Raw genomic sequence first — 13,209 nt, forward strand, 5'->3', positions numbered from 1 at the left:
GCCCCGCCGGTGTTCGCGGCGCGGGGGCCTCAGCCCCGGTAGATCGCCTCGATCTCGTCGGCGTAGTCCTTGGCCACCACATTGCGCTTGAGCTTCAGCGACGGCGTGATGTGGCCGGCCTCCTCGGTGAACTGCCCCGGCAGCACCCGGAACTTCCGCACCGACTCGGCCTTGGAGACCGCCGCGTTGCCGTCGTCCACCGCCCGCTGGATCTCCGCCAGCAGCTCCGGATCGTCCCGCAGCGCGGCCGCCTTCGACCCGGCGGGCTTCCCGCGCTCCGCCGCCCAGCGGCCGAGGAACTCCTCGTCCAGGGTGATCAGCGCGCCCACGAAGGGCCGTCCGTCGCCCACCACCATGCACTCGGCGACCAGCGCGTGCGCCCGGATCCGGTCCTCGATCACCGCCGGGGCGACGTTCTTGCCGCCCGCGGTGACCAGGATCTCCTTCTTCCGGCCGGTGATCGTCAGATAGCCGTCCTCGTCCAGGGTGCCGATGTCCCCGGTGCGGAACCAGCCGTCGGTCAGCGCCTCCGCCGTCGCCTCCGGGTTGTTCCAGTACCCCGCGAACAGGTGCTCGCCGTGGAGCAGCACCTCGCCGTCGTCGGCGATCCGCACCACCGACCCCGGCAGCGGCTGGCCCACCGTGCCGATCTTCTGCCGGTCCGGCGGGTTGAAGGCGGTCGCCGCGCAGGACTCGGTCAGGCCGTACCCCTCCAGGACGGTGAAGCCCACGCCCCGGAAGAAGTGCCCCAGCCGCTCCCCCAGCGGGGCGCCGCCCGAGATGGCGTGCTCGATCCGCCCGCCGAGGACGGCCCGCAGCTTGCCGTAGACCAGCTTGTCGAAGACGGTGTGCTTCAGCCGCAGCCCCAGCGACGGGCCCCGGGAGGTGTCCAGCGCCCGGCTGTAGTCGATCGCGGTCTGCGCCGCCCGGTCGAAGATCTTCCCCTTGCCGTCGGCCTGGGCCTTCGCCCGCGCGCCGTTGTAGACCTTCTCGAAGACCCGGGGCACCCCGAGGACCAGCGTCGGCTGGAAGCCGGCCAGCTCGTCGGTGAGCTGCCGGATGTCGGGGACGCAGCCCAGCTTGATCGGGGCCATGATCGAGCCCACCTCGACCAGCCGGCCGAAGACGTGCGCCGCGGGCAGGAAGAGCAGCACCGAGCACTCGCCCGTCCGGAAGAGCGGCTTCAGCCGCGCCACCGCGTTGCCGCACTCGGCGAAGAAGTTGCGGTGGGTCAGCACACAGCCCTTGGGGCGGCCCGTGGTGCCCGAGGTGTAGACGATCGTCGCCGGGTCGTCGGCGCGCGCGGCGGCGCTGCGCTCGTCCACGGTGGCGTCGCTGATCTCCGCGCCCGCCGCGACCAGCGCGTCCACCGCGCCCGCCTCGATCTGCCACAGCTCCCGCAGCGCGGGCAGCCGGTCCCGTACGGACCCGACGGTCGCCGCGTGGGCCTCGCTCTCCACGAGGGCCGCGACCGCGCCCGAGTCGGAGAGGATCCACGAGACCTGCTCGGCCGAGCTGGTCTCGTACACGGGGACGGTCACCGCCCCCGCGCTCCAGATCGCGAAGTCGAGGAGCACCCACTCGTAGCGGGTGCGCGACATCAGGGCCACCCGGTCGCCGGGCAGCACGCCCGCCGCGATCAGGCCCTTGGCCGCGGCCCTGACCTCGGCGAGGAACTGGACGGCGGTGACATCGGTCCAGGTGTCCCCGACCTTTCTGCCCATGACCGCGACATCGGGGTGCTGGGAGGCGTTGCGGCGGATCAGGTCCGTCAGGTTGCCGTCCGTGGGGACCTCGTACAGGGCCGGAAGGCTGAACTCGCGCAAGACTGCTGCTCCTCATCGGGCGCCGGCGCCACGGCTCTGTGTGATGCACCGGCTGCTGTCCTCGTCGGGCCGTGCTCCTGGGGATGAGCACGGCAGGACTGCCCGGACGTTACCCACCAGTACTCAATTCCGGATAGGGGTCCCGACCAGATGTTCGCTGCGTCACACGTATATGACAGTACTTCGCGCAGGGTAGTCCACGTGCCCGGTCGGTCGGAAGAACGACCGGTCCGCCACCATTCGTCCACCAGGTCCGGACCAGTCCCGCACCAGGGTCCCGGCTCCCCGCCCGGGCGGGCCGCGGCCACACGAAACAGGTGATCGGAGGCGGGTCCCCGCTCCGCACGGACGCGCCTGTCCACCCGCCGGGGCGGCGTTTTAGGGTGGCCGTCATGCGACGCACCCGAGTGAACGTGGTCAGCGACGTCCATGGCAACGCCCGGGACCTCGCCCGCGCCAAGGACGGCGCCGACGCCCTGATCTGCCTCGGTGACCTGGTCCTCTTCCTCGACTACGCCGATCACTCACGCGGGATCTTCCCCGACCTCTTCGGCACCGCGAACGCCGACCGGATCGTCGCGCTCCGCACCGCCCGGCGCTTCCCCGAGGCCCGCGAACTCGCCCGCCGGCTCTGGGCCGACCTCGGACTCGACCGGGACGCCGCCATCGCATCGGCGGTGCGCAAGCAGTACGCCGAGCTGTTCGCCGCCTTCCCCGCCCCGACGTACGCCACCTACGGCAATGTCGACATTCCCGCCCTCTGGCCGGAGTACGCCCAGGAGGGCACCACCGTCCTCGACGGGGAACGCGCCGAGATCGGCGGCCGCGTCTTCGGCTTCGTCGGCGGCGGGCTGCCCTCGCCCTCCCGCACCCCCTACGAGATCCCCGACGAGGAGTACGCCGCCAAGGTCGAGGCCATCGGCGAGGTCGACGTCCTGTGCACCCACATCCCCCCGGACGTGCCCGAACTGCTCTACGACACCGTCGCCCGCCGCTTCGAACGCGGCAGCCGGGCCCTCCTGGACGCCATCCGCCGCACCCGCCCCCGGTACGCCCTCTTCGGCCATGTCCACCAGCCGCTCGCCGCCCGGATGCGCGTCGGCTCCACCGAGTGCGTGAACGTCGGCCACTTCGCCGCCACCGGCCGGCCCTGGACCCTGGAGTGGTGACGGCCCCCGCCCCGCCCGCGCGGCCGCCCGGGAACGGACGCCGCACCCGCTCGCGATAGCCTGCACACCACACAATCACCCGGTCCGTACCCCGCAGTCCGTACCGCACTGTTGAGGAGCCGCAGCGATGGCGGAACACACCAGCTCAAGCATCACCATCGAGGCGGCACCGGCCGACGTCATGGGAGTGATCTCCGACTTCGCCCGCTACCCCGAGTGGACCGGCGAGGTGAAGCAGGCCGAGGTGATCTCCCGGGACGACCAGGGCCGCGCCGAGCAGGTCCGGCTCGTCCTCGACGCCGGAGCGATCAAGGACGACCACACCCTCGCCTACACCTGGCACGGCCCCGACCAGGTCAGCTGGACCCTGGTCAAGTCCCAGATGCTCCGCGCCATCGACGGCTCCTACACCCTCACCCCCGTCGGCGGCGGCGACCGCACCGAGGTCACCTACCGGCTCACCGTCGACGTCAAGATCCCCATGCTCGGCATGATCAAGCGCAAGGCCGAGAAGGTCATCATCGACCGCGCCCTCGACGGCCTGAAGAAGCGCGTCGAGAGCGGGCCCGCCGCCTGATGCGCCAGGTCCTCGTCACCGGCCTCGGCGGCGCGGGCCGCACCACCGTCGCCGCGGCCACCGCGCTCGCCGCGGCCGGCCCCGGCCGCCGGGTCCTGCTCCTCGGCACCGACCCCCACACCCTCTTCGGCACCCCGCTCACCGGGACCCCGCAGGAGGTCGCCGAGGGCCTGTGGGCCGCCCGCGTCGACTCCGGGGACGCCTTCCGGGCCGAATTCCTCGCCCTCCAGGAGCGCGCCGGGGCCGCCCTCGACCTCCTCGGCGCCGTACCCCTCGCCGCCGAGGAACTGACCGAACTCCCCGGCACCCTCCAGTTCGCCCTGCTCAAAGCCGTCGCCGGGGCCGCCGACGGAGGCTTTGACCTGCTCGTCCTCGATCTGCCGCCGGTCCGCGAGACGATCGAACTCCTCGCCCTGCCCGAACGCCTCCGCCGCTATCTGCGCCGGCTGCTGCCCCCCGAACGACAGGCCGCCCGCGCGCTGCGCCCCGTCCTCGCCCAGCTCGCCGGGGTCCCGATGCCCGCGCACTGGCTGTACGAGACCGCCGGCCGCTGGGAGAGCGACCTCGCCGCCGTCCAGGAGCTGATCGAGGCCCCCGGCACCACCCTGACGCTCGTCGCCGAACCCGGCCCGTCCGCCGCCGACGCCCTGCGCACCGCCCGCACCGGGCTCGCCCTGCACGGGCTCCCCGTCGGCGAACTGATCGCCAACCGGGTCCTGCCCCGCCACTCCGCCGACACCTGGCTCGCCGCGCTCGCCGCACAGCAGGAGAAGACCCTGCACGAGTGGTACGGGGAATGGGGCGCCGGGACCGCCGTCCGGGAGCTGCCGCACCTCGGGCACGACCCCCGCGACCGCGACGACCTGGAACGGCTGGCCACCGCCCGCACCGCCGACGCGGACCGCCCTCTCGACGCGAGGAGCACGGCCGTCCCGGTGGTGGACCGCCGCGACGACGGCACCTTCGGGTGGTCCTTCGCACTGCCCGGCGCGGACAAGAAGGACATCGGCCTGGTCCGCCGGGGCGACGAACTGCTCCTGCGCGCCGGACCGTTCCGCAGGATCGTTCCCCTGCCGTCGGTGCTCCGCCGCTGCACGGTCTCCGGCGCGGCCCTCACCGACGGGACGCTGACCGTCCGCTTCACCCCCGACCCGGGCCTGTGGCCACGCCCCACCGACGAATCCCCCTGAGCCGGGGGGCCTGCAAAGCCCTTCAGGTACCTTCGAGGTATCCAGAGCCCCCCAGCGCAGGAGTACGCCATGAGTGACGCCACCGAGCGTCCCGCAGCAGACACGGACGCCTGGGCCGAGGCATGTGCCGAGGACCTGGCGGAGGAGCGGGCCCGGCGCCGGGCCCAGTACGGTACGCCGCCCGGGTCCGCCGCAGACGAGTTGCGCAAGCTGTTCGGCGCGGTCGCGGACAAGGTGTCCGAGTTCCAGGGCACGCTGCCCGGGGTGGCCGCGCAGAGCGCCGTACAGCAGTTCGTGAAGCAGGCGCGGTCGGCCGTGGAGCCCGTCATCGAGCGCAATCCCCAGGTCTTCGATCATCTTGCGGCGGCCGGCGGGGAGCTGCTCGCCGCCTACCGCTCCGCCGTCGCCGGCCAGGAGAGCCGGTGGACCAAGGGGCCCGCCGATCCCGCGGCCCCCTCCGGTACGGCGGAATCCCCGCGTGATGACCGGCGGGACGGTGACGACGGTCCGGGCGAGCGCATCGACCTGGACTGACCCGCCCGGTCCGGCCGGCGGATCTCCCGGCGCCGCCGACTCCGCGTCGACCGGCGCTCCAGGCACCCTCGGGTACGGTTTCCCCTGGCGGGGCACGATCGGAACCGAGGGGCACATGGGACTCACCATCGGCGTTGACATCGGCGGCACCAAGATCGCGGCCGGTGTGGTGGACGAAGCGGGCACCATCCTGGAGACGCACACCGTCGCCACGCCGTCGACGCCCGACGGCATCACCGACGCCATCTGCGCGGCCGTCGGCAACGCGGCCGAGGACCACACCGTCGACGCCGTCGGCATCGGCGCGGCGGGCTACGTCGACGACAAGCGTGCCACCGTCATCTTCGCGCCCAACATCGACTGGCGGCACGAGCCGCTGAAGGACAAGGTCGAGCAGCGCGTGGGCCTGCCGGTCGTCGTGGAGAACGACGCCAACGCCGCCGCCTGGGGCGAGTACCGCTTCGGCGCGGGCAAGGGCCACGAGGACGTCATCTGCATCACCCTCGGCACCGGTCTCGGCGGCGGCATCATCATCGGCAACAAGCTGCGGCGCGGACGCTTCGGCGTGGCCGCCGAGTTCGGGCACATCCGGGTCGTCCCGGACGGTCTTCTCTGCGGCTGCGGCAGCCAGGGCTGCTGGGAGCAGTACGCCTCGGGCCGGGCCCTGGTCCGGTACGCCCGGCAGCGGGCCGCCGCCACGCCGGAGAGCGCGGGCATCCTGCTCGGCCTCGGCGACGGGACCCCGGAGGGGATCCAGGGCCGCCATGTCAGCGCGGCCGCCCGCCAGGGCGACCCCGTGGCCGTCGACTCCTTCCGGGAGCTGGCCCGCTGGGCCGGCGCCGGCCTGGCCGATCTGGCTTCCCTCTTCGACCCCTCCGCGTTCATCGTCGGCGGCGGTGTCTCCGACGAGGGCGAGCTGGTCCTCGGGCCGATCCGGAAGTCGTTCCGGCGCTGGCTCATCGGCGCGCAGTGGCGGCCGCACGCCCAGGTGCTGGCGGCCCAGCTCGGCAACCGGGCCGGCCTGGTGGGCGCCGCCGACCTGGCCCGCCAGGGCTGAGCACACCGCCGGGGCCGGGCACCGCCGGGCCCGCGTAGGGTGCCGCCATGGTCACCCAGCTGCCCGGCTCCGGCACGGATTCCGACGGCTCCGAGATCGTCCGCGTCCTCGGCTACAACCTGCGCTCGCTCCGTGACGACGAGGACGCCCTCGCCCGGGTGATCCGGGCGACGGCCCCCGATCTCGTCCTCGCCCAGGAGGCCCCGCGCTTCTTCCGGTGGCGGGCGCACGCCGCCCGGCTCGCCGCGAAGAGCGGTCTGCTCGTCCTCGGCGGGGGCGCCGGGGCGAGCGGACCGCTGGCGCTCTGCTCCCCGCGGGCGACCGTGGAACACGCCGAGGACGTCTCCCTGCCCCGCACCCCGGGTCTGCACCGGCGCGGCCTCGCGACCGCCGTCGTCCGGCTGGGCGCGGCCCGGCTCGGGGTGGCCGCCTTCCATCTCGGGCTGCGGGCCGACGAGCGGTACGCCCACGCGGGGCTGCTCCTCGACCGGCTCGCGGCCCTGGGCACGGAGCACACCGTCGCGGCGGGCGATGTCAACGAGGGCCCCGGCGGACGCGCCTTCCGGCGGCTGGCGGGCGCGCTCCAGGACGGCTGGGCGCACGCGCCCCGGGGCGGCGAGCACACCTTCCCGGCGGCGGCTCCGGACCGCCGGATCGACGCCGTGTTCGCCGGTCCCGGCGTGACCGTCCTGGGCTGCGGCGTCCCCGTGGACGTCCCCGGGGTCGGCGGCGCGGACCTGCGCGCGGCCACCGACCATCTGCCGGTGCTCGCCGTGCTGCGGGTCCCGGCCGCTCCGTGACCGGGACGCCGCCCCCCTGAGGGGTCAGACCACCGCGCCCCGGCCCGGGTCCTCGTCCTCGTCGTCACCGGACGACATCCGCGCCACCAGCGTGATGAAGCCGCCCAGGAAGCCGCCGACGCAGAGCGTCGTCAGCCACCAGGTCATGTGCCAGCCGAAGAGCACGGCCAGCAGCATCAGCACCGGCCCGCCGATGACACCCAGCCAGGCGAACTTGGCGGTGGTGTCCGCCTCCGGCAGCGGCGGCGGCTCCGGCGGGACGAAATGGCCCTCGTCGCTCGCGTCCAGGTCGTCGTCCTTGGCCTCGGCGACCTGGTAGTCGCGGGGCCCGGCCCCGCCCACGCCGGGCGCGAAGACGATCGAGCTGCCGAGCGCCGGCGGCTGGCCGGCCGCGCCGGGCCCCTGCGCCGACTCCGCATCCGACGCGGACTCCGGCTCCGGCTTCTCCGGCTTGTCGGGCTTGTCCGGCTTCTCGGACCGCTCGGATCGCTCAGGCTTCTCGGGCTTCTCGGGTTTCTCGCGCTTCTCCAGGCTCGCCGGCTTCTCCGGTGGCTTCGGGGCCTCCAGCCGGGCCAGGTCCTCCACCGATCTGAACGGCTTCGCGCCCGGCGGGTCCACGGGCTCCTCGCCGTACCCCGCGACGATGGCGGCCCAGGCGGCCTCCTCGTCGATGGGCTGCGGCTCTCTGTCGGCGTCGTGCTGCTCAGCCACCGGTCCTGCTCCCCTTCTCCTCGGCATCGGGAGCGAACCGGCAGACAAACGCGTAACTCTCCTTGAAGATCCGCTCCGCATCGTGGTCCAACGTCGCGACGTGGTAGCTCTGTTCCAACAGGATCTCGGTGATGTCCGTCGAGGAGACCCGGCCGAGGATCCGGGCCGAGTCGGCCGGGGGCACCACATGGTCCTGCGGGCTGTGCAGCAGCACCATCGGCTGGGTGACCTGCGGCAGCTCGCCGTCCACCAGCCGCAGGAAGGTCCGCAGCGAGTGCGCGGCGTGCAGCGGGACCCGGTCGTACCCGACCTCGGTCGCCCCCGGCTTGGCGATGTCGCTGGAGATACCGGGGGTGGACGGCACCAGATGCCGCACCACCGGCAGCAGGGCGGCGGACGGCCCGTGCACCTTGTTCGCCGGGTTGACCAGCACGATGCCGGTGACGGCCGCCCCGTGCCGGGCGGCGAGCCTGAGGGTGAGCGCACCGCCCATGGAGAGCCCGAAGACGAAGACGCGGGAGCACCGGGCGCTCAGCGCCGTCAGCTCGCGGTCCACCTCCGCGTACCAGTCCTGCCAGCCGGTGAGCTGCATGTCCTGCCAGCGGGTGCCGTGTCCGGGGAGCAGCGGCAGGGAGACGGTGAGCCCCCGGTCCGCCAGATAGTCGGCCCACGGGCGCAGGGACTGGGGGGAGCCGGTGAATCCATGACAGAGAAGGACGCCGACCTCTCCGCCCTCGTGGCGGAAGGGCTCGGCTCCGGGAAGGACCGGCACCGGGGTCTCCTGTTCTTCGGGGGGCTGCGGGGGCTGCGGGGGCTGCGAGGAGTTGCGGGGGATTCTCGGGGGAGCTGTGGGGGCTTCGGCGGGGACGGCGCGCGGGGCGCACAGGGCGTACGGGCGGATCCACCTCACGGTACGCGACCGGGCTGACACCGGCCAGATCCGCACGGCCTCCGACGCGGAGATCCCCGGTCACCTCGGGTTAAGGTCTGTTCGACAGCAATAGGAGGCATTCGAGTTGATCTACGGCGCAATGAAGCTCTCGATCGGGAGCGGTCTGAAGCTGGCCTTCAGGCCCTGGGTGGAGGGTCTGGAGAACATTCCGACCTCCGGGCCGGCGATCCTCGCGAGCAACCACCTCTCGTTCTCGGACTCGTTCTTCCTCCCCGCCGTGCTCGACCGCAAGGTCACCTTCGTGGCGAAGGCGGAGTACTTCACCTCCCCCGGGGTCAAGGGCAGGCTCACCGCCGCCTTCTTCAAGGGCGTGGGGCAGCTTCCGGTGGACCGCTCGGGCGGGCGCGGGGCGGCCGAGGCGGCGATCAAGGCCGGTATCGAGGTGATCGAGGGCGGCGGCCTCTTCGGGATCTACCCCGAGGGCACCCGTTCCCCGGACGGCCGGCTCTACCGGGGCAAGCCCGGCGGCCTGGGGCGGGTGGCGCTGGCCACCGGCGCCCCCGTGATCCCGATCGCCATGATCGACACGGAGAAGGTCCAGCCGCCCGGCAAGCTGGTGCCCAAGCTGCTGCGCCCGGGGATCCGGATCGGCAAGCCGCTGGACTTCACCCGCTACCAGGGCATGGAGGAGGACCGCTACATCCTCCGCTCGGTGACCGACGAGGTCATGTACGAGATCATGAAGCTGTCCGGCCAGGAGTACGTGGACATCTACGCCACGGTCGCCAAGCGCCAGATCGCCGAAGCGGAGAAGGCGGAGAAGGCCGCGGCCAAGGCGGCGGAGAAGGCCGAGAAGGCCGAGAAAGCGGAGAAAGCCGAGCAGGCCGAGCGGTCCGCCGGGCAGGCGGAAGAGGCCCCCGGGGCTGATGGCACCGGTACCGGCTCCGGCGGCGCCGAGCGGCGGGATCCGGGGACGACCGACCGGCCGGCCGCCTGACGGAGCACATCACACGGGGGGAAGCGCGTGGGGAGAACGGTCAAGCGCGAACGGGTCGTACGAATGTCGGTCGAGCAGCCGCTGTGGCGCGCGCTCGCCGGCTACCGGGTCCTGACGCTGATCTACGCCGTGCTGATCCTGGTCTACAACCAGGAGCGGTACGAGCGGATCTGGGTGGGGATCCTGTTTCAGTCGGTGCTGGTGGTGTGGACGCTGGCCACCCTGCCCCGGGTACTCGGCGGCGCCGTCCGGTGCACCAAGCGCTTCCTCGGTGTGGACCTGACGATCGCGCTCACCGGGATACTGCTGACGGTCATCGCCGACGACGACGCCCAGCGCATCGACAGCCCCACCCTGCCGTCGATCTGGACGGCCGGCTCGGTGCTGGCGTTCGCCCTGCGGGGCGGCTGGCGCTGGGCCGCGTTCGCCTCCTCGCTCGTCGCCGCCGCCAATCTCGTCCAGCGCGGCGAGCCCAGCGGCGAGACCATCCACAACGTCCTGCTGGTCTGGATCGCCTCGATCGCGATCGGCTACGTGGTGGAGGTGGCGCGCGCGTCGGAGCGCACGCTCGCCCGCGCGCTGGAGATCGAGGCGGCGACCCGGGAGCGGGAGCGGCTGGCCCGGGACATCCACGACAGCGTGCTCCAGGTACTGGCGATGGTCCAGCGGCGCGGCACCGCGCTGGGTGGCGAGGCGGCGGAGCTGGGCCGGATGGCGGGGGAGCAGGAGATCGCCCTGCGCAGCCTGGTCGCCGGCGGCCTGGTGCCCCTCTCCCGTGCCGGTGGTGGCCCGTCCGCCCGCGGTGGCGACGGTGCCGACGACCTTCCGGGCGCGGTGGCCCGTACCGTCATCGAGTACATCGACCACCCGGACGACGACGGCGACGACGAAGCCGCTCCCTTGGATCTGCGGCCGCTGCTGGCCCGGTACGCCGGGCCCGGGGTGACCCTCTCCGAGCCGGGGGCGCCGGTCACGCTGGCGCCCGGGGCCGCGCGGGAGCTGGCCGCCGCCGTCGGGGCGGCCCTGGACAACGTCGAGCGGCACGCCGGGCCGGACGCCAGGGCCTGGATCCTGGTGGAGGACTGGCCGGACGAGGTGATCGTGACGGTCCGCGACGACGGCCCCGGCATCCCCGAGGGGCGGCTCGCGCAGGCCGAGGGCGAGGGGCGGCTCGGGGTCGCCCTGTCGATCCGGGGCCGGCTTCGGGACCTCGGCGGCACGGCCGAACTGATCTCGGTCCCGGGACAGGGCACCGAAGTGGAATTGAAGATTCCGAGGATTCCGGCGACGGGGTCCGCACGGCGGAGCACGGTATGAGCGCCGACATGAGCGCAGGGCATGGCGGGGGCAGACGGAGCATGGGCATGACGGAGCAGGGGCGGGGGACGGCAGCGGTGGGCACGGTGAAGGTGATGGTCGTCGACGACCATCCGATGTGGCGGGACGCGGTCGCCCGCGATCTGGCGGCGGCCGGCTTCGACATTGTGGCGACGGCGGGCGACGGCCGCCAGGCGGTGCGCCGCGCGCGGGCCGTCTCCCCGGACGTCCTCGTCCTCGACCTCAACCTGCCGGAGCTGCCGGGCGTCCAGGTCTGCAAGGAGCTGGTCGGCGCGCTGCCCGGACTGCGGGTCCTGGTCCTGTCGGCCAGCGGCGAGCACGCCGATGTGCTGGAGGCGGTGAAGTCGGGCGCGACCGGCTATCTGCTGAAGTCGGCGAGTACGGAGGAGCTGGTCGATGCCGTCGGGCGGACGGCCGTCGGCGACGCGGTCTTCACGCCGGGCCTGGCCGGTCTGGTGCTGGGGGAGTACCGCAGGCTCGCCGCCGAACCGGCCCCCGTCGCGGGCGCCGCCGAGCCGAGGACGCCCCGGCTCACCGACCGCGAGACCGAGGTGCTGCGGCTGGTGGCCAAGGGGCTCTCGTACAAGCAGATCGCCGAGCGGCTGGTCATCTCCCACCGCACCGTGCAGAACCATGTCCAGAACACCCTGGGCAAGCTCCAGCTGCACAACCGGGTGGAGCTGGTGCGGTACGCGATAGAGCGCGGCCTCGACGATCCCGCCGACCCCGCCGATCCCGTGGCCCCCGCCGGCGGCTGACCTCCGGACAGCCCCGGAGGGGAACACGCGAGGGGAACAGGTGCCGCACGGGCTCACCCGCAGGGGTGAATCGGCCCGCCGCGCCCTCTCCGCGCCCCGCCGCGCGCCGGGCCCCCCGTGTGCTTCCATGCCCGGCCCGGAGCGGGTTTTTGGCCACAAGCAGCGGGCAAAACCACCGACAGCGGACAGAATTCGCCCTTCCCGCCCATCCCGAAGTGACCTGGATCACCATTAGCGTGACGGTGTCCCAGGACTCAACAAGGCGAAGGGAAGTATCCATGCGCGTCGGAGTACTGACCGGGGGCGGCGACTGCCCCGGCCTCAACGCCGTCATCCGAGGCGTCGTCCGCAAGGGCGTCCAGGAGTACGGGTACGAGTTCGTCGGTTACCGCGACGGCTGGCGCGGCCCGCTGGAAGGCGACACGATCCCGCTCGGCATCCCCAATGTCCGGGGCATCCTGCCCCGGGGCGGCACCATCCTCGGCTCCTCGCGGACCAACCCCCTCAAGGTGGAGAACGGCGTCCGCCGGATCAAGGAGAACCTGGTCAAGGACGAGGTCGACGCGTTGATCGTGATCGGCGGTGAGGACACCCTCGGCGTCGCGGCCGAACTGCACCAGGCGTACGGCGTCCGCTGCGTCGGCGTACCGAAGACCATCGACAACGACCTCTCCGGCACCGACTACACCTTCGGCTTCGACACCGCCGTCTCCATCGCCACCGAGGCGATCGACCGGCTGCACACCACCGCCGAGTCGCACATGCGCGTCCTGGTGGTGGAGGTGATGGGCCGGCACGCGGGCTGGATCGCCCTGCACTCCGGGCTCGCCGGCGGCGCCAATGTCATCCTCATCCCCGAACAGCGCTTCGACATCGACCAGGTCTGCACCTGGGTGACCTCCCGGTTCCAGGCCACGTACGCCCCGATCGTGGTGGTCGCCGAGGGCGCGATGCCCCAGGACGGCGATGTGGTGCTCAAGGACGGCTCCCTGGACTCCTTCGGCCATGTCCGGCTCTCCGGCATCGGTGAATGGCTGGCCAAGGAGATCGAGCAGCGCACCGGCAAGGAGGCCAGGACCACCGTCCTCGGGCATGTGCAGCGCGGCGGCACCCCGACCGCGTTCGACCGCTGGCTCGCGACCCGGTTCGGGCTGCACGCCATCGAGGCGGTCAGGGACGGCGACTTCGGCACGATGGTCGCGCTCCGGGGCACGGACGTCGTGCGGGTCCCGATCGGTGACGCCACCGCCCGGCTGAAGACGGTCGATCCCGCGCTGTACGCGGAGGTCGGCGTGTTCTTCGGCTGACCCGCACCCCCTCATGGGCCGATCCCGCCCAGGGTCGGCCCCCCGTCGGACGG

The 13,209-nt window shown here is 73.0% G+C and carries 13 protein-coding genes; 10 read left to right on the forward strand and 3 right to left on the reverse strand.

Going from position 1 to position 13,209, the window contains the following annotated elements; genetic code table 11:
* Positions 1-29 precede the first annotated feature (29 nt).
* Positions 30-1,826, reverse strand: coding sequence for an AMP-dependent synthetase/ligase (locus SYYSPA8_RS07685; RefSeq protein WP_323446198.1), 1,797 nt, complete (start codon positions 1,824-1,826; stop codon positions 30-32).
* Between the two features lie 392 nt (positions 1,827-2,218).
* Here SYYSPA8_RS07685 and SYYSPA8_RS07690 point away from each other — a divergent pair, with 392 nt between their 5' ends.
* From SYYSPA8_RS07690 to SYYSPA8_RS07715, 6 genes are all read left to right on the forward strand, one after another.
* Positions 2,219-2,995 (forward strand): metallophosphoesterase family protein, encoded by a 777-nt coding sequence (locus tag SYYSPA8_RS07690; protein WP_323446199.1) that lies wholly within the window; start codon positions 2,219-2,221, stop codon positions 2,993-2,995.
* Positions 2,996-3,122: 127 nt separating this feature from the next.
* A complete protein-coding gene (locus tag SYYSPA8_RS07695) occupies positions 3,123-3,572 on the forward strand; it encodes an SRPBCC family protein (RefSeq protein ID WP_323446200.1) in 450 nt (149 codons plus the stop codon).
* Positions 3,572-4,762, forward strand: coding sequence for an ArsA family ATPase (locus SYYSPA8_RS07700; protein ID WP_323446201.1), 1,191 nt, complete (start codon positions 3,572-3,574; stop codon positions 4,760-4,762). Before SYYSPA8_RS07695 ends, SYYSPA8_RS07700 begins: the two co-directional genes overlap by 1 nt.
* A gap of 69 nt (positions 4,763-4,831) precedes the next feature.
* Positions 4,832-5,296 (forward strand): DUF5304 domain-containing protein, encoded by a 465-nt coding sequence (locus SYYSPA8_RS07705; protein WP_323446202.1) that lies wholly within the window; start codon positions 4,832-4,834, stop codon positions 5,294-5,296.
* Positions 5,297-5,411: 115 nt separating this feature from the next.
* Positions 5,412-6,353, forward strand: coding sequence for an ROK family glucokinase (locus SYYSPA8_RS07710; protein WP_323446203.1), 942 nt, complete (start codon positions 5,412-5,414; stop codon positions 6,351-6,353).
* A 47-nt stretch (positions 6,354-6,400) separates the two neighbouring features.
* Positions 6,401-7,153: an endonuclease/exonuclease/phosphatase family protein gene (locus tag SYYSPA8_RS07715; protein WP_323446204.1), complete on the forward strand. Its 753-nt coding sequence runs from the start codon at positions 6,401-6,403 to the stop codon at positions 7,151-7,153.
* A 24-nt stretch (positions 7,154-7,177) separates the two neighbouring features.
* Here SYYSPA8_RS07715 and SYYSPA8_RS07720 read toward each other — a convergent pair whose 3' ends face one another.
* Positions 7,178-7,864, reverse strand: coding sequence for a hypothetical protein (locus tag SYYSPA8_RS07720; protein WP_323446205.1), 687 nt, complete (start codon positions 7,862-7,864; stop codon positions 7,178-7,180).
* Entirely contained in the window at positions 7,857-8,636 is a 780-nt protein-coding gene (locus SYYSPA8_RS07725) for an alpha/beta hydrolase (protein WP_323446206.1), read from the reverse strand. Before SYYSPA8_RS07725 ends, SYYSPA8_RS07720 begins: the two co-directional genes overlap by 8 nt.
* 259 nt (positions 8,637-8,895) lie before the next feature.
* Here SYYSPA8_RS07725 and SYYSPA8_RS07730 point away from each other — a divergent pair, with 259 nt between their 5' ends.
* The 4 genes from SYYSPA8_RS07730 to SYYSPA8_RS07745 all read left to right on the forward strand — a co-directional run bounded on the left by SYYSPA8_RS07730 (position 8,896) and on the right by SYYSPA8_RS07745 (position 13,156).
* Positions 8,896-9,753, forward strand: a complete 858-nt coding sequence (locus tag SYYSPA8_RS07730; protein ID WP_323446344.1) for a lysophospholipid acyltransferase family protein — start codon at positions 8,896-8,898, stop codon at positions 9,751-9,753.
* A gap of 63 nt (positions 9,754-9,816) precedes the next feature.
* Positions 9,817-11,070, forward strand: coding sequence for a MacS family sensor histidine kinase (macS, locus tag SYYSPA8_RS07735; RefSeq protein WP_407705938.1), 1,254 nt, complete (start codon positions 9,817-9,819; stop codon positions 11,068-11,070).
* Positions 11,071-11,117: 47 nt separating this feature from the next.
* Complete coding sequence (locus SYYSPA8_RS07740; protein WP_323446208.1) at positions 11,118-11,849, forward strand: response regulator transcription factor; 732 nt, start codon at positions 11,118-11,120, stop codon at positions 11,847-11,849.
* 278 nt (positions 11,850-12,127) lie between these two features.
* A complete protein-coding gene (locus SYYSPA8_RS07745) occupies positions 12,128-13,156 on the forward strand; it encodes a 6-phosphofructokinase (protein ID WP_323446209.1) in 1,029 nt (342 codons plus the stop codon).
* The last annotated feature ends 53 nt before the right edge of the window (positions 13,157-13,209 follow it).

The sequence above is a fragment of the Streptomyces yaizuensis genome (genome assembly GCF_034961445.1).
GTDB classification, from domain to species: Bacteria; Actinomycetota; Actinomycetes; order Streptomycetales; family Streptomycetaceae; genus Streptomyces; species Streptomyces yaizuensis.